A 17,376-nucleotide genomic window follows, 5' to 3' on the forward strand; every position below is an offset into this window, starting at 1 on the left:
ATCTCAGGCATTTGGCAGGATCGGGCGGGATGGCTCCGCCTGTTTCCAGGGAGTATCGGCCAGGGGGAGGGTCGGGATTGCTTGACAATCCGCGCTCCGCCCGGTTTACCCTCCGTGCCGCCTGCTTCGCGTCATCGCGAGGCTTGGCGACAGAAATTCGAGCGTGTCGCATCAGGCCGGGAATTCCTTCCGGACAGCGCGCGCTGCAACGGTTCAGCCGTTGTCCGGGCCGGGCCTGCCAGGCCGTCTCCCGGACATGGTGACGCGGAGAAACGCATGGCATCGGCAGCGGAACAACTCGCCTCCAATCTCAACTTTTCCACCTTTGCCAAGGCAGAGGACCTCAAGAAGCGGCTCTGGTTTACCCTGGGCGCGCTGCTGGTCTATCGCCTCGGTACCTATATTCCGCTGCCCGGCCTGAACGCCGATGCCTTCGCCCGTGCCTTCCAGGGGCAGTCCGGCGGCATCCTTGGCCTGTTCAACATGTTTTCGGGCGGCGCGGTGGAGCGCATGGCGATCTTCGCGCTCGGCATCATGCCCTATATCTCCGCCTCGATCATCGTTCAGCTGATGACCTCGGTCGTTCCCTCGCTGGAGCAACTGAAGAAGGAAGGCGAGCAGGGCCGCAAGATCATCAACCAGTACACCCGCTACGGCACCGTGCTTCTCGGCACGCTGCAGGCCTATGGCATCGCCGTCGGCCTTGAGGGCGGGGAGGGGCTCGTGCTTGATCCGGGCTGGTTCTTCCGCATTTCCACCGTGATTTCGCTGCTCGGCGGCACGATGTTCCTGATGTGGCTCGGCGAACAGATCACCTCGCGCGGCATCGGCAACGGTATCTCGTTGATCATCTTCGCCGGCATCGTCGCCCATCTGCCGACCGCCATGGCCGGCACGCTGGAACTCGGCCGCACCGGCGCGCTCTCCTTCGGCGTCATTGCCGCGGTCGTCGTCATGGCCGTTGCCGTCATCGCCCTGATCGTCTTCGTCGAGCGCGCCCAGCGCCGGCTGCTGATCCAGTATCCAAAGCGACAGGTCGGCAACCGCATGTTCCAGGGCGACACCTCGCACCTGCCGCTGAAGCTCAACACCGCGGGCGTCATCCCGGCGATCTTCGCTTCCTCGCTGCTGCTCCTGCCGGCGACGCTGGCGGGCTTCAGCAACACCGCCGAACTGCCGGGCTGGGCGACCACGATCGTCGCCGCCCTCGGCCACGGCCAGCCGCTCTACATGGTGCTCTACGCCGCCATGATCGCCTTCTTCGCCTTCTTCTACACGGCCATTGTCTTCAATCCGAAGGACACGGCCGACAATCTGAAGAAGCACGGCGGCTTCATCCCGGGCATCCGCCCGGGCGAGCGGACCGCGGAATATATCGATTACGTGCTGACCCGCATCACGGTCCTCGGCGCCATCTACCTGGTCTTTGTGTGCATCCTTCCGGAAATCCTGATCGCGCAGACCGGCGTGCCCTTCTACCTTGGTGGTACGTCGCTTTTGATTGTTGTCAGCGTCACCCTTGATACTGTAGCACAGATTCAGGGTCACCTGATTGCCCAGCAATATGAAGGGCTGATCAAGAAGTCAAAGCTGCGTGGAGGAAAGAGGGGACGATGAGACTGATATTTTTGGGGCCGCCGGGTGCCGGCAAGGGCACGCAGGCGAAGCTCCTGACGGAGAAGCACGGCATTCCCCAGCTTTCCACCGGTGACATGCTGCGCGCCGCCGTTGCTGCGCAGACGGAGGTCGGCAAGCGGGCGAAGGCGGTGATGGATGCCGGTCAGCTCGTCTCCGATGCGATCGTCAACGAGATCGTTTCCGACCGGATCGATTCGGCTGACTGCTCGAAAGGCTTCATCCTCGACGGTTACCCGCGCACCGTCCCGCAGGCGCAGGCGCTCGACGAGATCCTGGCCGGCAAGGGCCTCGGGCTCGACGCCGTCATCGAACTGAAGGTGGACGAGAAGGCGCTCCTCAAGCGGATGGAGAGCCGCGTCGCGGAAACCATCGCGGCGGGCGGAACCGTTCGGCAGGACGACAAGCCGGAAGTTCTTGAGCGTCGCCTGGCGGAATATCGCGAGAAGACCGCGCCGCTGTCGGAATACTACGCCTCCACCGGCAAGCTGAAGACGGTCGACGGCATGGCGGACGTCCAGGCGGTGACCGCAGAGATCGGCAGGATCCTGGCTTAGGCCATCGATCTGCCAAATGGGCCGGGCGGGGTTGACTTTCCCGGCCGATTCCTCTTAAGAGAGCGCCAACTCGCGACAAGCTAGCGATCGGCGCGGATTTCTCGAAAGAACGAGATCCGGGTGCGGTCGCTTTTGACATGTCCCGAAGCTCGAAATTGAACGCGCGGCCTCGCGGTCGCATGACGAAGAAAAAACCACTTGCCGGATGGCAACTGGAAGCAAGGAGAACAGGCGTGGCTCGTATCGCTGGCGTCAACATCCCGACTGCAAAGCGCGTTGTCATCGCGCTGACCTACATTCACGGGATCGGTCCGAAGTTTGCACAGGAAATCACCGAGAAGGTCGGCATCCCCGCCGACCGTCGCGTCCATCAGCTGACCGACGCCGAGGTTCTGGCGATCCGCGAAGCGATCGACCGCGACTACCAGGTCGAAGGCGACCTGCGTCGCGAGACCTCGATGAACATCAAGCGCCTGATGGACCTCGGCTGCTACCGCGGCCTGCGTCACCGTCGCGGCCTGCCGGTCCGCGGCCAGCGCACGCACACCAATGCCCGCACCCGCAAGGGCCCGGCAAAGGCCATCGCAGGCAAGAAGAAGTAATTTCCCGAAATGGGGAATGGGGAGGCTGGCGTTTGCGCCGGCCTCTTTTGAGTTTCGAGCGGGGCCTCGGCCGCAATTTGCGGCGACCGTCTTTTGAGGTTGTCCCGGTCGGTGGAGCTGCTGGCACTACGGCAGTGACGATATCGCCGCACGCTAGCCGATCATGGCGACGTGCACATGACAATTCAGGGCAGGGGCGGAAGTGCTCCTAACCCGGTGGAGCCGCTGGAACTACGGCGGTGTCGAGATCAACGAAAGGAATACCCATGGCCAAGGAAGCCGCACGCGTCCGCCGTCGCGAACGCAAGAACATCACCTCCGGTGTTGCTCACGTCAATTCTTCGTTCAACAACACGATGATCACCATTACCGACGCACAGGGCAACGCCATTGCCTGGTCGTCCGCCGGGGCCAAGGGCTTCAAGGGTTCGCGCAAGTCGACCCCGTTTGCCGCCCAGATCGCCGCCGAAGACTGCGCCAAGAAGGCCCAGGAGCACGGCATGAAGTCGCTCGAGGTCGAAGTCTGCGGTCCGGGTTCGGGCCGTGAATCGGCACTGCGCGCGCTGCAGGCTGCCGGCTTCATGATCACCTCGATCCGCGACGTCACGCCGATCCCGCACAATGGCTGCCGTCCGCGCAAGAAGCGCCGCGTCTGATCATTCGCATTCGTGATGCCGGCCGGCGCGTCTCTCGCGCCGCCGGCTCTTCAAGGCTCGGCCGCCACGATTGGATGGTGGTGGCGAACGGAAGGCAAAAGACATGATCCAGAAAAACTGGCAGGAACTGATCAAGCCGAACAAGGTGGAGTTCTCCTCGTCGGGCCGCACCAAGGCCTCGCTCGTGGCAGAACCGCTCGAGCGCGGCTTCGGTCTCACCCTCGGCAACGCGCTTCGCCGCGTACTTCTGTCGTCGCTGCGCGGTGCTGCCGTCACCGCAGTGCAGATCGACGGCGTGCTGCACGAATTCTCGTCGATCCCGGGTGTACGGGAAGACGTGACCGACATCGTGCTCAACATCAAGGAAATCGCCATCAAGATGGATGGCGATGACTCGAAGCGCATGGTCGTGCGCAAGCAGGGCCCGGGCGTCGTGACCGCCGGTGACATCCAGACGGTTGGCGACATCGAGATTCTCAACCCGAACCACGTGATCTGCACCCTCGACGAGGGCGCCGAGATCCGCATGGAGTTCACGGTCAACAACGGCAAGGGTTACGTTCCGGCCGAGCGCAACCGCGCTGAAGACGCTCCGATCGGTCTCATCCCGGTCGACAGCCTCTACTCGCCGGTCAAGAAGGTCTCCTACAAGGTCGAGAACACCCGTGAGGGCCAGGTTCTCGACTACGACAAGCTGACGATGTCCATCGAGACCGATGGCTCCGTCACCGGCGAAGATGCGATCGCGTTCGCGGCCCGTATCCTGCAGGACCAGCTTGCCGTGTTCGTCAACTTCGACGAGCCGCAGAAGGAAGCCGAAGAGGAATCGGTCACCGAACTGGCGTTCAACCCGGCGCTTCTGAAGAAGGTCGACGAGCTGGAGCTTTCGGTCCGCTCGGCGAACTGCCTGAAGAACGACAACATCGTCTACATCGGCGACCTGATCCAGAAGACCGAAGCAGAGATGCTGCGCACGCCGAACTTCGGTCGCAAGTCGCTGAACGAGATCAAGGAAGTTCTCGCTTCCATGGGCCTGCACCTCGGCATGGAAGTGCCGGCATGGCCGCCCGAGAACATCGAAGATCTGGCCAAGCGCTACGAAGACCAGTATTGAGCGGCACAAAACGGCATGCGGGTGGTCAGCCGCTCGCATGCCGCGCCGATTGAAGTGAAATAGAAGGCAGGTTTTTTCGCTGCCTTTCCCCGTCAGACAGCAGGCAAGTCGCCTGTATGTGCCAGGAAACGGCAGGACCGATGCGATATCGGGAGACCTGCATCAAAGGAGAATAGCAATGCGCCACCAGAAAGCCGGCCGCAAGCTGAACCGTACCGCCAGCCACCGCAAGGCGATGTTCGCAAACATGGCTGCCTCGCTCATCACCCATGAGCAGATCGTGACCACCCTTCCGAAGGCGAAGGAAATCCGTCCGATCGTCGAAAAGCTCGTGACCCTCGGCAAGCGCGGCGACCTGCATGCCCGCCGTCAGGCGATCTCGCAGATCCGCGACGCCGCCGCCGTCTCGAAGCTGTTCGACGCGATTGCGACCCGTTACGCCACCCGCAACGGCGGCTACCTTCGCATCATGAAGGCCGGCTTCCGTACGGGTGACAACGCAGCGCTCGCCGTCATCGAGTTCGTCGATCGCGACGTCTCCGCCAAGGGCGCAGCCGACAAGGCCCGCGTTGAAGCCGAGGCTGCTGCCGAAGCCGCTTGATTTCAGGCAACGGAATGAAATGAAAAGGCCGGGTGCGAAAGCGCCCGGCCTTTTTGCGTCTAGTGGATTCCAGATCACCTCGATGTGTGCAGAACATGGCATGCACCTGCCCCTCACCCTAACCCTCTCCCCGCAAGCGGGGAGAGGGGACGAGTGTGCATCGGGCGAGAGATGACCTGCAGGCCACGGACCTTGTCAGAAACAGGCCCTGTGGGATGCGGCGCCCCGCGGCATCCGTCCTTCTCCCCGCTCGCGGGGAGAAGGTGCCGGCAGGCGGATGAGGGGCGGTTTAAGGCATTGCGGGCCGCTACGCCCGCCCCATGCCCGGCCGTCCCGCCGTTCCGCGCCGCCACTGGTTGAAGCGCGGGCGAAACAGCCGCCAGACGAGGAGTGCCGTGACGAGCGCGATATAGATCATCTGCTCCGGCCCCACGACCTTCACCGACATCGCGAAATGCAGCGCACCAGCGGCCGCGATGACGTAGACGAGCCTGTGCAGCCGGTTCCACCGCGGCCCGAGCCTGCGGATCGACCAGTTGTTCGATGTCAGCGCCAGCGGGATCAGCATGACGAAACCCGCCATGCCGATGGTGATGAAGGGGCGCTTGGCGATGTCAGCGACGATCTGCGGGAAATCCAGGTACTTGTCGAGGATCATGTAGGTCGAGAAATGCATGACCACGTACCAGAACGCCAGAAGCCCGAGCGCGCGGCGGTAGCGGATCCAGTTGATGCCGAACAGGTCGCGGATCGGGCTGATGCAGAGCGTGGCGATCAGGAAGCGCAGGGCCCAGATGCCGAGCAGGTGCTCGAACTCCTTGATCGCGTTCCCCGGCAACTGTCCGGTTGCGCCGAGATAGAAGCCGAAGACGGCCGGGATGAAGCCGAGCGCATAGAGCGCCCAGACCGAGGCGCCGTGATATTTGCGGGGCAGGGCGGGGATCGAGGCCATGGTCAGTAGTTTGCCGCCAGGTCCATGCCGGCATAGAGGCCAGCGACCTCCTCGCCATAGCCGTTGAAGGCCAGCGTGTCGCGGCGGCTGCCGCCGAAGAAGCCGCCTTCGCCGATCCGGTTTTCCGTCGCCTGGCTCCAGCGCGGATGGTCGACGACCGGGTTCACATTGGCGTAGAAGCCGTACTCGCTCGGGGCGGAGAGGTTCCAGGTGGTCGGCGGCTGCTGGTCGGTCAGCGTGATTTTCACGATCGACTTGATGCCCTTGAAGCCGTATTTCCACGGCACGACGAGGCGGACCGGGGCGCCGTTCTGGTTCGGCAGCGTCTTGCCGTAGAGGCCGACCGACAGGATCGTCAGCGGATGGCGCGCCTCGTCGAGCCTGAGCCCCTCGACATAGGGCCAGGGCAGCGGCTGGAAATAGCCGGACTGGCCCGGCATCTGTTCCGGTCGTACGACCGTCTCGAAGGCGACGTATTTGGCGCTCCCGAGCGGCTCGACCTTGTCGAGCAGGCCCGCCAGCGGAAAGCCGATCCAGGGGATGACCATCGACCAGGCCTCGACGCAGCGCATGCGGTAGGTCCGCTCCTCCAGCGGCATCGCCAGGAGTTCCTCCAGGCCGAATTCCCGCGGCTTGGCGACCATGCCGCCGACCTTGATCGTCCACGGGTTCGGCTTGAAGTCGGCGCTGTTGGCGGCCGGATCGCCCTTGCCCATGCCGAACTCGTAGAAATTGTTGTAGTTGGTGACGTCCTTCTCGGGCGTCGTTGCCTCGTCGGTCCCGAAGGCGGAGGCGGCGGCCTTCAGCTCTGCCGCATGCGAACCGGACGCGCCGGCCGCAAGCAGCCCTCCCGCCGTGGCGCCGATGAAGCTGCGCCTGTTGAGGAAGATCGGTTCCGGGGTGATCTCCGTTGTCGCGATCCTGGGGGGACGGTAAGCAGTCATATCGTTTTCCTCTGCGGAACAAGGGGCCTCTCGCAGGACTTTACGGCAGGCATGACAGCAAAGTTTCAGCCATTTCGATAGAGGCGCGTCGCGCACGATTTCGTGCGCGGGCCGGCGCGGTTCCCGGGCGTAGATCGCCTTGGCGCGTTTGCCTTTTTTCGTGCCAGATCTTATCTGAACGTGGCGGCATCGTAAGGGAGAATCTGAAATGAAATTCGGCCACGGCCTCGCTACCGCAACCCTGCTCCTGCTCACGGTCTCCGCCCCGGCGATCGCGCAGGAAAAGGCTGTTCCCGGCTCGCAGACGGAGATGCAGCTGTCCTTCGCGCCGCTGGTCAAGAAGACCGCGAACGCGACCGTCAACGTCTATGCCGAGCGGATGGTCGAGCAGCGCTCAGTGTTCAACGATCCGTTCTTCGAGGAATTCTTCGGCCAGCGCATGCCGAACCGGACGCAGAAGCAGTCCTCGCTCGGGTCCGGCGTCATCGTCGGCAAGGACGGCATCGTGGTGACGAACAATCACGTCATCCAGGGCGCCGACGACATCAAGGTCGCGCTTGCCGATGGCCGCGAGTATCCCTGCAAGGTATTGCTGAAGGATGACCGCGTCGATCTCGCGGTGCTGAAGATCGAGGCGAAGGAGACGTTCGACATGCTGCCGCTCGGCGACAGCGACGCCGTCGAGGTCGGCGACCTCGTGCTGGCGATCGGCAATCCCTTCGGCGTCGGCCAGACGGTGACGAGCGGCATCGTCTCGGCGCTGGCGCGAAACCAGGTCAGGGCTGGCGACTTCGGCTTCTTCATCCAGACCGACGCCTCGATCAATCCCGGCAATTCCGGCGGCGGGCTGATCAACATGAAGGGCGAGCTGATTGGCATCAACACGGCCATCTTCTCGCGCGGCGGCGGCTCCAACGGCGTCGGCTTCGCCATCCCCGCCAATCTGGTGAAGGTGTTCATCGCAAGCGCGGTCGGCGGCAGCACCAATTTCGACCGGCCCTTCGTCGGCGCGACTTTCGATGCGGTGACCTCCGACGTCGCCGAGGCGCTCGGCCTGACCAAGGCCCGCGGCGCGCTCGTGTCCAAGGTCCTGCCCGGCAGCCCGGCGGAACGGGCGGGCCTGAAGCCCGGCGACGTGGTCACCGCCGTCAACGGCATCGAGGTGGAACATCCCGACGCGCTCGGCTACCGGCTGGCGACGGTCGGCATCGGCGGCACGGCGAAGCTCAGCGTCAGCGACGGCGGCAAGCAGGAGGAACTGACGATCGCGCTCGACCGCCCGCCGGAGACGACCCCGCGCGACGAACGGCTGATCGAGGGGCGCAATCCCTTCTCGGGTGCCGTCGTCGCCAATCTCTCGCCGCGCGTCGCCGACGAACTGCGCATGCCGGCCGGCACCGAGGGCGTCGTCGTCACCGACGTCAACCGCGGCTCGCCCGCGGCCCGCATCGGGCTCAAGCCGCGCGACATCATCGTCGAACTGAACGGCACCGAGGTTGCCTCCACCGAGGTGCTGGAGGAACTGGTGGGCGACGACCCCTCCGTCTGGCGCGTCGAGATCGAGCGCGACGGCCAGCGCATCCGGCAGTTCTTCCGATGAGCGACCTCTTCGCCACCTCCGAACCGGCAGGCATGGCGGCGAAACGGCCGCTGGCCGATCGCCTGCGGCCGCAGTCGCTTCAGGAGGTGGCGGGACAGGAGCACCTGACCGGTGAGGACGGCGTGCTGACGCGGATGATCGCGTCCGGCTCGCTGGGCTCGATGATCTTCTGGGGGCCGCCCGGAACCGGCAAGACCACCGTCGCCCGGCTTCTCTCCGGCGAGGCGGAACTGGCCTTCGAGCAGATCTCGGCGATCTTCTCCGGCGTGGCCGACCTGAAGAAGGTCTTCGACGCCGCCCGCCAGCGCCGCATGGGCGGACGCCAGACCCTGCTCTTCGTCGACGAGATCCACCGCTTCAACCGCGCCCAGCAGGACAGCTTCCTGCCGGTGATGGAGGACGGCACGATCGTGCTCGTCGGCGCCACCACCGAGAACCCGTCCTTCGAACTCAACGCCGCACTCCTGTCGCGCGCCCGGGTGCTCACCTTCAAGCCACATGACGAGGACAGCCTCGGCGAGCTCCTCAAGCGGGCGGAGGCGACCGAGGACAAACCGCTGCCGCTCGACGACGGCGCCCGCGCCGCACTCCTGCGCATGGCCGACGGCGACGGCCGCGCAGTGCTGACGCTGGCGGAGGAAGTCTGGCGGGCGGCGCGGCCCGGCGAGGTCTTCGCGCAGGAAGACCTGTTCCGCATCGTCCAGCGCCGCGCCCCGGTCTACGACAAGGCCCAGGACGGCCACTACAACCTGATCTCCGCCCTGCACAAGTCCGTCCGCGGTTCCGATCCGGATGCGGCCCTCTATTATCTCTGCCGGATGCTCGATGCCGGCGAGGATCCCCTGTTTCTCGGCCGCCGGCTGGTGCGCATGGCGGTCGAGGACATCGGGCTCGCCGATCCGCAGGCGCTGGTCGTGTGCAACGCGGCCAAGGATGCCTATGACTTCCTGGGCTCGCCGGAGGGCGAACTGGCGCTCGCTCAAGCCTGCGTCTATCTCGCCACCGCGCCGAAATCGAACGCGGTCTATACCGCCTTCAAGGCGGCGACGCGCGCGGCGAAGGAAAACGGCTCGCTGCTGCCGCCGAAGCACATCCTGAACGCACCGACGAAGCTGATGAAGAGCGAGGGCTACAACGACGGCTATCGCTACGACCACGACGAGCCGGATGCGTTTTCGGGGCAGGACTACTTCCCGGAACGGATGGGCCGGCAGACCTTCTACGACCCGCCGGAGCGCGGCTTCGAGCGCGATATCCGCAAGCGGCTCGACTGGTGGGCGAAGCTCAGGCGCGAGCGCAACGGCTGACCGGCACAGCAGCCTGTCGTCAGCGCTGGGCGGATTGCCGCGAGGGCGGGGAAATGCGCGGGCCGGATTTCGCCTTCGGCTTCTGCACGACCCGGATCGAGGATTCGACCTTGCCGGAGTGCCCCTCGGTGTCGATGACCACATGCCAGTGGGCGCTCTTGGGGATGGTCAGCCGGATGGGCGTCTGCCTGGCGACGCCGCCCAGGAACTTGTGCTGGCGCGCGTTCCTGAACAGGTCGAAATCGGCATGCGTCATCAGCCGGACATTGGCAACGGCCGACAACGTGATCTCGATCACCACGCCTTCGCGGATGTCCTGCAGGTCGTAGTGGGTATAGGGGAGGGAGGTCTGCGCCATTGCCGTCCTTGCTGCCTTAGTGCGCCGCCACCATGCATGGCAGCGGTTAAGGATCGGTTGGCGCCGGAGCCGCGAAAAACCACGGCGCAAAGGATGATCGGCAGTGGCGCGTGGTGCGTTTGAGAACCCATCCCGGTCAGCTCGATTTGCGGTTCCATGCAGTTGGCCCGCGAACTTTGCCCTGGCGAGGGCGCTGAAGGCGCCGGGGTAGGGCATCGAGTTCGACCGCAACGCCCTCGGGCGCCCGGCAGACCGCGGCCGGATTGCGGTCGCTCTCCTCTCTGGCGAAATGAAGCGCTGCGTCTTCGCTGGCGAAAAGGCCACCAACCTTGCCGAGCCCGTCCTGCACGACCCACCAGCCGTGATGGTCACGCCCGACCGTGAAACGGGCGGGCCGGGTACCGACGGAAAGGCGATGCGTTCGACGTTGCATGATGCAGGTTTCCTTTGTTGACGATGATGATGTCAGCCGGCCGACCAGTTGCTGATCATCTGGATGGCGCCGGCGATCAGGACTGTGATGCCGAGCCGCAATCCGATGTGGCGCAACGCCAGCATGCCGGGACCCGGGCTTGCCGTATCGGCAGGCCGGCGATCGGTCGCGCGCTCCGGTGAAGGGGAAGGGGAGAGCGGCGTCTGGCCGCCGGACGGATTGATCTTGTGGCGGTTCATGGCGTTATGCCGTCCGGCTCAGGAGTTCGGCGCGTTCCGGCAGGCCGGCGATCGCGCTGCGCAGCAGCTTCTGTACTTCGAGCGACGGCGGTGTCAGCGGCAGCCGGACCTCTGCCGAAAGTCCGAGCACCAGCGATAGCGCATCCTTGGCGCAGGCGACGGTGTTTTCCGCCTCCAGCGCCGTCTGCAGCGGCATCAGGCGTTCCTGCAGCGCGTAGGCGACGTCGATGTTGCCGGTGCGCAGCGCATTGTGAAGCGCCGAAGTCAGGCGAGGTGCGACATTTGCCGCAATCGAGAAGGCGCCGCCACCACCGCAAAGGCTGAATGGGCAGGCTGCCGGCTCGTGACCGCAGTAGTGGAGCAGTCGGGCCCGCAGATCAGGTACGGTCTGCGCGAAACGCGAGACGTCGCCCGTGCAGTCGACGAGGGCTGCGACGGATGCGATCGTTGCCAGCCGTTCGATGGTGCGCGGGGAGAGGTCGACGGCAGTGCGCGCGGGCGCGTTGTAGATGATGAGGGGGATATCGACGGCCGCGGCGACCGTCTCGAAGTGGCGGAAGATACCCTCCTGCGAGGGCCTGCTGTAGTAGGGCACCGTCAGCAGCGCCGCATCGGCGCCGAGCGCCTTGGCCTGAGCGGTCAGCGCAATGGTGGATTCCGTGCAGTTGGTACCACAGCCGACCAGGACGGGGACGGTGCGTTCGGCGACCTCCACCGCGGTCCGGACGATGCTGTAGCGCTCGTCCATGGTCAGCGTCGGCGCCTCTCCGGCTTCGCCGCAGACGAGCAGTCCGGAAATACCGCTCCTGATCTGCCATTCGACGAGGGTCAGAAGGCCGATCCTGTCGAGCGTGCCGCCGCGAAAGGGTGTGACGAGGTCGCAGACCGCGCCGCGGGGGAGAAAGGCGTGGAAGGGGGACATGAGAATCTCCATGGGTATCTCAGGCATTGATGTCGTCGGAGGCGACAAGGGCCGCGAGCAACGATGCGGGACGGTCCGGGTGGTGGGCGGCATGGATGCGCCGGCACCGCGGGGCTGTCTCCGTTGTGAGCCGGCAGGTCCAGATTCCGTCTACGAGCGCCTGGTCGAGCAGTGCGCGTGGTGGGGCGGCCGATGCGGCCAGCAGCAGGACGGCGCTGTCGAGATCGTCCTGTTCCATCAACTGACGGAAGCGGGCGAAGGCATCGTGCGTCTCACGGACGTTGGCTAGCGCCGGCAGCACGCGCAGCGCCTCCCAGACGAGATGTTCGCGCAGGACGCGGGCGGCCGCGATCCGAAGGCGCAGCGCCGGCACCGGATCGGCGTCGTCGAGCGGCTGGGGCTGCGTCGGATGAGAGGGAACGTCTGTCGAAGTGTGCATGGGCATGGTCGCGACCCGCGCTTAGCCGAACAGGATGAGCCAACCGATGCCGGCGGCGATCAGCGCCAGGGCGATGCCGAGCCGCAACCGTGTGCCGGCGCGGCCGGGATTCCGGAATGAATGCGCTACGGATCGGCGGGCGCGTCGCCGCCGCGCCTTTTCTGCAGCATCCATGACGGCTTTGGCAAAAACGGTCCGCGTGCTCAGCGGCGTCGGTGCATGATCGGAGGCCATGACATCGTATCCAGTTGACGATGTCCGGAATCTAGGATGGTCATGGGTATGATTTCGATTGGGAAAGCCGACGCCGGGCGTAAGAAATTCATAAAGGCCTATGGCGCCGCCGGCAGCCGCAGCCAAGGTTCTGCGGATGGCAGCAGGCCGCGCTGCGGATGCGCGGCCATGGCGCGAGCGGCCTTCCTAGGCGCAAGACCATCGGGAGACCTTGCGCACGCGCTGGTCAGTTCTTGGCGTCGTCGAACCTGGGAGGGGCGATCGGATCGCTTGCCGGAAACGTCTCTTCCAGCGCCTCGTCCAGATATTCGTCTTCCTTCTTGCGCTTCTCCTTTTCCTTCTGCGGCGTGTCCTTCGGGGGCGTGTTCCTGGTCTTCGACTTTTCGGACTTGTCGGTGGGCATGGAAATCTCCCGTCGTGATGATGGTCCCGTGCGCGGCGCGCTATTCCTCGTCGATGAGCGCGAGGATGCGCCGCTGGATCTCTTCGTCCTGCCTGCGGATCGCCTGCATCAGCAGGCCCAGTCTACCACGCAGGCCGTGGATCTGGTCGAGCAGTTGCATGGCGACGTCGACGCCGTCCTCGTTGACCCCCATCGGGCCGATCAGGTCCTGGATGAGGCGCGCGCGGGCGAGGTCGGCGTCGTGGAACAGGCGCATCCCGTCGCGCTCCTCGGGCACCAGCCAGCGATGCGCGATCCAGCTGTCGAGAAGGGTGATCTCGATCTCGAGGTTGCGGCAGAGGTCGGTGTCTTTCATCTCAGCCTCCCATGTGTCGGCGCGGTGCCTGCGCCTTTCCGGCTTCCCAGCGCTCCGCAAACGCGGTGAGTTCGTGGTCGGGCGTCTGCGGCAGCACGACCTGCAGCGTCACATAGGCGTCGCCATGGCCGCCGCCCTGCCTGTGCAGGCCCTTGCCCTTCAGGCGCAGGGTCTTGCCGGTGTTCGAATGCGGCGGGATCGTCACGTTCACGGCGCCGTCGAGCGTCGGCACGCGGATCTTGCCGCCGAGCACGGCCTCGGTGAGCGAGATCGGGATCTCGTAGCGGACGTCGTCGCCGTCCTGCCTGTAGAAGGGATGCGGCCGCACACGGATCTCGATGCGGGCATCGCCCGCAGCCGCGCCGTTGTGGCCCGGCTCTCCCTTGCCGCGCAGCCTCAGCGTCTGGCCGTCGCGGGTACCGGGCGGGACGGTCAGGTCGATCGGCGGGCCGTCAGGCAGGCTGATCTGCTTCTTCGTGCCGTTCGCCGCCTCGAGGAAGTCGAGTTCCATGGTGAAATAGGCATCGCGCCCCTTGCCGCCCTGCTGCCCGCGTCCGCGCTGCGAGAAGAAGCCGGAGAAGATGTCGTCCACGTCGCCGAAATCGGAATAGCTCTGGTTGCCCTGGTAGTGCCCGCCGGTCTGGCCGGCCGAGGCATAGTCGCGATAATACTGCCGCGGCGGCGTCTCGGCGCCGGTCTCGTCGATCTCGCCGCGGTCGTATTTTCCCCGCTTCTCCTCGTCGCCGAGCAGCGCATAGGCCGCCGACACGGACTTGAACCGGTCTTCGGCGGCCTTGTCGCCGGGATTGAGGTCGGGGTGCAGCTTCTTGGCGAGCTTCCGATAGGCGCTCTGGATATCCTTCTGCGTCGCGCTCTTGCTGACACCGAGGACCTCGTAGGGACTGCCGCTCATTCTCTGTTCCTTCGAACCGTGGCCAGGCGAGGCGGAACGCTCGCGCTGGCGAAACGTCGCACGCCTCCGCTCCTATCTCAACCATAGGGCAGGCCGGCGAAATGAACAGGGAGAGGCGCCGGCGAATTCTGTCGCAGGCTGCGGGCGGCCCTGGAAATGACGGGGCGGTCAGTTGCGGACGAGGCGGATATCGCTCGTCACCACCGCCTTGCCGTTGGACGGATTGTGGTCGACCGTGCGCAGCCGCAGGCCGTTGTCGCCGAGCTTCTGGATCGTCATCTCCGCCTTGCGGTCGCCGTTGACGACCCTGTTCCAGCGAACCGCGAGGTTGATGGTCCCGCCCATCCGGCGTCCGGAAAGCGCCGAGGGCTGTCCGGAGGGGCCGATATAGACGCCGCTGTAGCGGGCGCCCCGGGCGTTGAGTTCGGCGGAGATCGCCCGGCGGAAGAAGGCGAGCGCGCTGCAGTTTCCTTTCATCGAGATTGATGCGGCGCCGGCGTCGGAGCGAAGCCTGCAATCGACGCTGACCGCCGGCCTGCCGATCCGCATGATCACGGTGCCGTTGCCCGTCCAGTCGCCGGAGAGCGACCGCAGGAACGCCTTCTCGTCCGCAGCCGCCGGCGCGGCCGCAACGAGCGCGGACACGAAGGACAGAAGAAACCTGACGGAGACGTGCATGCGTGACCTGCCTCATATCTGGCCCTGTACCGGGCTGATGGCGATCCGTGCCTATCGTCGTTGGAAATCTAGTCGAAATCGAGAGTTTTTCGCAAACAAATCGTCGCGAGAGGCCGGGAGAGCGCGGAAAAGCGCTCACAATAGATAGGATGAGCTATCCCCTGGCTCGCAATCTCGTGATAAAGCAATTTCTAATATACAAAATTTGGGCACCGGACTCCCGTCTCCACGGCCGGACGGGGGCACGACCCCGTGTGTCTGCGGTTCGAAATGCTTGAGACAGTCTTCAACGGGAGAGCGATATGGCGGTTCCGACCATCAGCATTACGCGTGTAGAGGCTCTTGAGGGTGGCTATCTTCGCTACAAGGTGACCCTGAGCGCGCCGACGACGGACGAGGTCAGGATCGACTACCGCGGCTTTGAGGGCACCGCCAAGGATGCGCCGCTGAACCAGCAGGATTATACCGGCGTCAACCGGGTCGCTACGCTCGTCATCCCCGCCGGGCAGACGGAGGCGGAGATCGTGGTTCGTGCGCGGCCCGACTACCTCGACGAGGTCGACGAATCCTTCTGGCTGGAACTGTTCAACCCCAAGGGCGCCGTCTTCGTCGGCAATCCTGCGGTCGTCCGGGTCCTGGGCGTCGTCCATGACGACGACGGCACCGGATCCGACCTTGCCATGTTCGTCTCGAGCCCGATCGTCGTGGAGGGCGACAGCGGCACGCGGCGGGCGGTGTTCGAGGTGCACCTCTCCGAGGCGCTCGCCAGCGATCTGACGCTGAACTACCGCACGGCCGACGGATCGGCGCTGGCCGGCAAGGACTACGTCGCCAAGACCGGTTCCGTGACGATCTCGGCCGGGCAGACCACCGCGACGGTCGCAATCGATCTCGTGGAGGACAATTCGATCGAGCTCAACGAGTATTTCTCGCTCGTCTTCGACCCGCCGGACGCGATCAGGAACGGTCACGAGGGCAGTGCCGGGATCGCCACCATCCTCGACGACGACACGGGCAACGGCGCGATCCCGATCATCTTCGCCGAACGGGCCAGCCAGACCGAGGGAGGCGGGATGCGCTTCCGCGTCGTCCTGTCCAAGGCGACCGACGACGAGGTGCGCATCGACTTCCGCACGGTCCTGGGCTCGGCGACCGATGCGCCCCTCAACAACCGCGACTACGCTCCCCAGACGGGGACACTGGTGATCGAGGCCGGCGACAGGGTCGGTTTCATCGAGGTCCGCGCCAATCCGGACTACCTCGACGAGGTCGACGAATCGCTGTGGCTGGAACTCTCCGTCCCGCAGAACGCGCGCTTTGCCGGAGACCAGAAGACCGAGCGCGTCCTGGGCATCGTCAACGACGACGACGGCACCGGCAGCAACCGCTCCGCCTTCGTGTCGAGCCCCACGGTGGTTGAGGGCAATTCGGGGGTGCGGCAGGCGGTATTCCAGATACATCTTTCAGAAGTTTATGATCAAAACCTCACATTCAAGTTCAAGACACAGAATGGAACCGCCTCGAGCAGCAGCGACTATGTCGGAAAGACCGGCTCGGTGACCTTCCTGGCCGGCCAGACGGTTGCAGCCGTGGCGGTCGATCTGCGCGCGGACGAACGCTTCGAGGGCGATGAGACCTTCTCGCTGGTCCTGACCCCGCCGGTGGGCGGCATCGTGAAGAACGTGATCACGGCCGGCGTGGCGACGATCGCGAACGACGACGACATTCACGAGGTGATCCGGGGCACGGACAATGCAGACCGTCTTTACGGCGCTGCCGGCAACGATCGCGTCTTCGGCTATGGCGGCAGCGACACCCTCGTCGGCGGCAGCGGCAACGACACGCTCGATGGCGGCAACGGTCACGACAGGCTGGAAGGTAGCGCCGGCCACGACAAGCTCCTGGGCGCGGCCGGAAACGACAGGCTCTACGGCGGCAGCGGCAGGGACCGGTTGGACGGCGGCTCGGGCAATGACCGCCTCTATGGCGACAGCAGCAACGACACGCTGAAAGGCAACACCGGCAAGGATACGCTCGAGGGCGGCGCCGGTGCGGACCGGCTGGAGGGCGGGTCGGGCGCCGACACCTTCGTCTTCCGGCTGGCCGGCCATTCCACGGTGGCTTCTTCCGGACGGGACAGGATCGACGACTTCAGCCACGGCAGCGGCGACAAGATCAGCCTGTCCGCGATCGATGCGAAGACCGGCGTCGGCGGCAACAATGCTTTCGTCTTCATCGGCGACGACGCCTTCCACAAGAAGGCCGGCGAACTGCGCTACCAGCACAAGAACGGCGACACGCTCGTGTCAGCCGACACCAACGGCAACGGAAAGGCCGATCTCGCAATCCTTCTGGACGGCACCTACAACCTGAAGGCTTCCGACTTCATCCTGTGAGCCGGGGCGGCGCCGGCGTGCCTGATGGTGCGCCGGCG

General features: G+C 65.1%; 21 protein-coding genes. 9 read left to right on the top strand and 12 right to left on the bottom strand.

Features of this window, described 5'->3' with window-relative positions; all coding sequences use genetic code 11:
* Positions 1-276: 276 nt before the first annotated feature.
* The 6 genes from secY to rplQ all read left to right on the top strand — a co-directional run bounded on the left by secY (position 277) and on the right by rplQ (position 5,165).
* Complete coding sequence (secY, locus tag LQK81_RS05195; protein WP_230804027.1) at positions 277-1,617, top strand: preprotein translocase subunit SecY; 1,341 nt, start codon at positions 277-279, stop codon at positions 1,615-1,617.
* Positions 1,614-2,192 (top strand): adenylate kinase, encoded by a 579-nt coding sequence (locus LQK81_RS05200; RefSeq protein WP_230804029.1) that lies wholly within the window; start codon positions 1,614-1,616, stop codon positions 2,190-2,192. Before secY ends, LQK81_RS05200 begins: the two co-directional genes overlap by 4 nt.
* Before the next feature lie 233 nt (positions 2,193-2,425).
* Complete coding sequence (gene rpsM / locus LQK81_RS05205; RefSeq protein ID WP_230804032.1) at positions 2,426-2,794, top strand: 30S ribosomal protein S13; 369 nt, start codon at positions 2,426-2,428, stop codon at positions 2,792-2,794.
* Between the two features lie 266 nt (positions 2,795-3,060).
* Complete coding sequence (gene rpsK, locus LQK81_RS05210; RefSeq protein WP_023513823.1) at positions 3,061-3,450, top strand: 30S ribosomal protein S11; 390 nt, start codon at positions 3,061-3,063, stop codon at positions 3,448-3,450.
* Between the two features lie 103 nt (positions 3,451-3,553).
* Positions 3,554-4,564: a DNA-directed RNA polymerase subunit alpha gene (locus LQK81_RS05215; RefSeq protein ID WP_112599102.1), complete on the top strand. Its 1,011-nt coding sequence runs from the start codon at positions 3,554-3,556 to the stop codon at positions 4,562-4,564.
* Between the two features lie 178 nt (positions 4,565-4,742).
* Positions 4,743-5,165: a 50S ribosomal protein L17 gene (gene rplQ, locus LQK81_RS05220; protein WP_230804035.1), complete on the top strand. Its 423-nt coding sequence runs from the start codon at positions 4,743-4,745 to the stop codon at positions 5,163-5,165.
* A 307-nt stretch (positions 5,166-5,472) separates the two neighbouring features.
* Here the strand turns inward: rplQ and msrQ are convergent, their stop codons facing one another.
* Positions 5,473-6,117 carry a protein-methionine-sulfoxide reductase heme-binding subunit MsrQ gene (msrQ, locus tag LQK81_RS05225; RefSeq protein WP_230804038.1) on the bottom strand — a complete coding sequence of 215 codons (645 nt, stop codon included), beginning with the start codon at positions 6,115-6,117 and terminating at the stop codon, positions 5,473-5,475.
* Between the two features lie 2 nt (positions 6,118-6,119).
* Positions 6,120-7,061 (bottom strand): protein-methionine-sulfoxide reductase catalytic subunit MsrP, encoded by a 942-nt coding sequence (gene msrP, locus LQK81_RS05230; RefSeq protein WP_230804041.1) that lies wholly within the window; start codon positions 7,059-7,061, stop codon positions 6,120-6,122.
* A gap of 208 nt (positions 7,062-7,269) precedes the next feature.
* Between msrP and LQK81_RS05235 the strand changes: the two genes are divergently transcribed.
* Together LQK81_RS05235 and LQK81_RS05240 are read left to right on the top strand one after the other, a co-directional pair.
* A complete protein-coding gene (locus tag LQK81_RS05235; protein ID WP_230804043.1) occupies positions 7,270-8,661 on the top strand; it encodes a DegQ family serine endoprotease in 1,392 nt (463 codons plus the stop codon).
* The gene (locus LQK81_RS05240) at positions 8,658-9,968 is read left to right on the top strand and encodes a replication-associated recombination protein A (protein WP_230804045.1); all 1,311 of its coding nucleotides are present in this window, start codon (positions 8,658-8,660) and stop codon (positions 9,966-9,968) included. The genes LQK81_RS05235 and LQK81_RS05240 overlap by 4 nt, the downstream gene beginning before the upstream one ends.
* A gap of 19 nt (positions 9,969-9,987) precedes the next feature.
* On the opposite strand, the gene LQK81_RS05245 is transcribed toward LQK81_RS05240, so the two are convergent.
* From LQK81_RS05245 to LQK81_RS05290, 10 genes are all read right to left on the bottom strand, one after another.
* Positions 9,988-10,326, bottom strand: coding sequence for a DUF1883 domain-containing protein (locus LQK81_RS05245; protein WP_230804046.1), 339 nt, complete (start codon positions 10,324-10,326; stop codon positions 9,988-9,990).
* A 136-nt stretch (positions 10,327-10,462) separates the two neighbouring features.
* The gene (locus LQK81_RS05250; RefSeq protein ID WP_230804047.1) at positions 10,463-10,759 is read right to left on the bottom strand and encodes a hypothetical protein; all 297 of its coding nucleotides are present in this window, start codon (positions 10,757-10,759) and stop codon (positions 10,463-10,465) included.
* Positions 10,760-10,791: 32 nt separating this feature from the next.
* A complete protein-coding gene (locus LQK81_RS05255; RefSeq protein ID WP_230804048.1) occupies positions 10,792-10,998 on the bottom strand; it encodes a hypothetical protein in 207 nt (68 codons plus the stop codon).
* A gap of 4 nt (positions 10,999-11,002) precedes the next feature.
* Complete coding sequence (gene dapA / locus LQK81_RS05260) at positions 11,003-11,920, bottom strand: 4-hydroxy-tetrahydrodipicolinate synthase (RefSeq protein ID WP_230804050.1); 918 nt, start codon at positions 11,918-11,920, stop codon at positions 11,003-11,005.
* A 19-nt stretch (positions 11,921-11,939) separates the two neighbouring features.
* Positions 11,940-12,359: a hypothetical protein gene (locus LQK81_RS05265; RefSeq protein ID WP_230804052.1), complete on the bottom strand. Its 420-nt coding sequence runs from the start codon at positions 12,357-12,359 to the stop codon at positions 11,940-11,942.
* A 21-nt stretch (positions 12,360-12,380) separates the two neighbouring features.
* On the bottom strand, positions 12,381-12,593 hold the full coding sequence (locus LQK81_RS05270; RefSeq protein WP_230804054.1) for a hypothetical protein: 213 nt from the start codon (positions 12,591-12,593) through the stop codon (positions 12,381-12,383).
* A gap of 226 nt (positions 12,594-12,819) precedes the next feature.
* Complete coding sequence (locus LQK81_RS05275) at positions 12,820-12,996, bottom strand: hypothetical protein (RefSeq protein ID WP_230804056.1); 177 nt, start codon at positions 12,994-12,996, stop codon at positions 12,820-12,822.
* 40 nt (positions 12,997-13,036) lie between these two features.
* Positions 13,037-13,351, bottom strand: a complete 315-nt coding sequence (locus tag LQK81_RS05280; RefSeq protein ID WP_230804058.1) for a chaperone modulator CbpM — start codon at positions 13,349-13,351, stop codon at positions 13,037-13,039.
* 1 nt (position 13,352) lies between these two features.
* On the bottom strand, positions 13,353-14,264 hold the full coding sequence (locus LQK81_RS05285; protein ID WP_230804060.1) for a DnaJ C-terminal domain-containing protein: 912 nt from the start codon (positions 14,262-14,264) through the stop codon (positions 13,353-13,355).
* A gap of 168 nt (positions 14,265-14,432) precedes the next feature.
* On the bottom strand, positions 14,433-14,942 hold the full coding sequence (locus LQK81_RS05290; RefSeq protein ID WP_230804061.1) for a hypothetical protein: 510 nt from the start codon (positions 14,940-14,942) through the stop codon (positions 14,433-14,435).
* A gap of 302 nt (positions 14,943-15,244) precedes the next feature.
* Between LQK81_RS05290 and LQK81_RS05295 the strand changes: the two genes are divergently transcribed.
* A complete protein-coding gene (locus LQK81_RS05295; protein ID WP_230804062.1) occupies positions 15,245-17,338 on the top strand; it encodes a Calx-beta domain-containing protein in 2,094 nt (697 codons plus the stop codon).
* Positions 17,339-17,376 lie beyond the last annotated feature (38 nt).

It is taken from the genome of Rhizobium sp. GN54 (assembly GCF_021026345.1).
Classification (GTDB): domain Bacteria; phylum Pseudomonadota; class Alphaproteobacteria; order Rhizobiales; family Rhizobiaceae; genus Mycoplana.

Bases quoted from the DNA above. Each gene is read 5' to 3' on its own strand.
- secY (WP_230804027.1), top strand. From the start codon at position 277: ATGGCATCGGCAGCGGAACAACTCGCCTCCAATCTCAACTTTTCCACC.
- LQK81_RS05200 (WP_230804029.1), top strand. From the start codon at position 1,614: ATGAGACTGATATTTTTGGGGCCGCCGGGTGCCGGCAAGGGCACGCAG.
- rpsK (WP_023513823.1), top strand. From the start codon at position 3,061: ATGGCCAAGGAAGCCGCACGCGTCCGCCGTCGCGAACGCAAGAACATC.
- LQK81_RS05215 (WP_112599102.1), top strand. From the start codon at position 3,554: ATGATCCAGAAAAACTGGCAGGAACTGATCAAGCCGAACAAGGTGGAG.
- rplQ (WP_230804035.1), top strand. From the start codon at position 4,743: ATGCGCCACCAGAAAGCCGGCCGCAAGCTGAACCGTACCGCCAGCCAC.
- msrQ (WP_230804038.1), bottom strand. From the start codon at position 6,117: ATGGCCTCGATCCCCGCCCTGCCCCGCAAATATCACGGCGCCTCGGTC.
- msrP (WP_230804041.1), bottom strand. From the start codon at position 7,061: ATGACTGCTTACCGTCCCCCCAGGATCGCGACAACGGAGATCACCCCG.
- LQK81_RS05235 (WP_230804043.1), top strand. From the start codon at position 7,270: ATGAAATTCGGCCACGGCCTCGCTACCGCAACCCTGCTCCTGCTCACG.
- LQK81_RS05240 (WP_230804045.1), top strand. From the start codon at position 8,658: ATGAGCGACCTCTTCGCCACCTCCGAACCGGCAGGCATGGCGGCGAAA.
- LQK81_RS05245 (WP_230804046.1), bottom strand. From the start codon at position 10,326: ATGGCGCAGACCTCCCTCCCCTATACCCACTACGACCTGCAGGACATC.
- LQK81_RS05250 (WP_230804047.1), bottom strand. From the start codon at position 10,759: ATGCAACGTCGAACGCATCGCCTTTCCGTCGGTACCCGGCCCGCCCGT.
- LQK81_RS05255 (WP_230804048.1), bottom strand. From the start codon at position 10,998: ATGAACCGCCACAAGATCAATCCGTCCGGCGGCCAGACGCCGCTCTCC.
- dapA (WP_230804050.1), bottom strand. From the start codon at position 11,920: ATGTCCCCCTTCCACGCCTTTCTCCCCCGCGGCGCGGTCTGCGACCTC.
- LQK81_RS05265 (WP_230804052.1), bottom strand. From the start codon at position 12,359: ATGCACACTTCGACAGACGTTCCCTCTCATCCGACGCAGCCCCAGCCG.
- LQK81_RS05270 (WP_230804054.1), bottom strand. From the start codon at position 12,593: ATGGCCTCCGATCATGCACCGACGCCGCTGAGCACGCGGACCGTTTTT.
- LQK81_RS05275 (WP_230804056.1), bottom strand. From the start codon at position 12,996: ATGCCCACCGACAAGTCCGAAAAGTCGAAGACCAGGAACACGCCCCCG.
- LQK81_RS05280 (WP_230804058.1), bottom strand. From the start codon at position 13,351: ATGAAAGACACCGACCTCTGCCGCAACCTCGAGATCGAGATCACCCTT.
- LQK81_RS05285 (WP_230804060.1), bottom strand. From the start codon at position 14,264: ATGAGCGGCAGTCCCTACGAGGTCCTCGGTGTCAGCAAGAGCGCGACG.
- LQK81_RS05290 (WP_230804061.1), bottom strand. From the start codon at position 14,942: ATGCACGTCTCCGTCAGGTTTCTTCTGTCCTTCGTGTCCGCGCTCGTT.
- LQK81_RS05295 (WP_230804062.1), top strand. From the start codon at position 15,245: ATGGCGGTTCCGACCATCAGCATTACGCGTGTAGAGGCTCTTGAGGGT.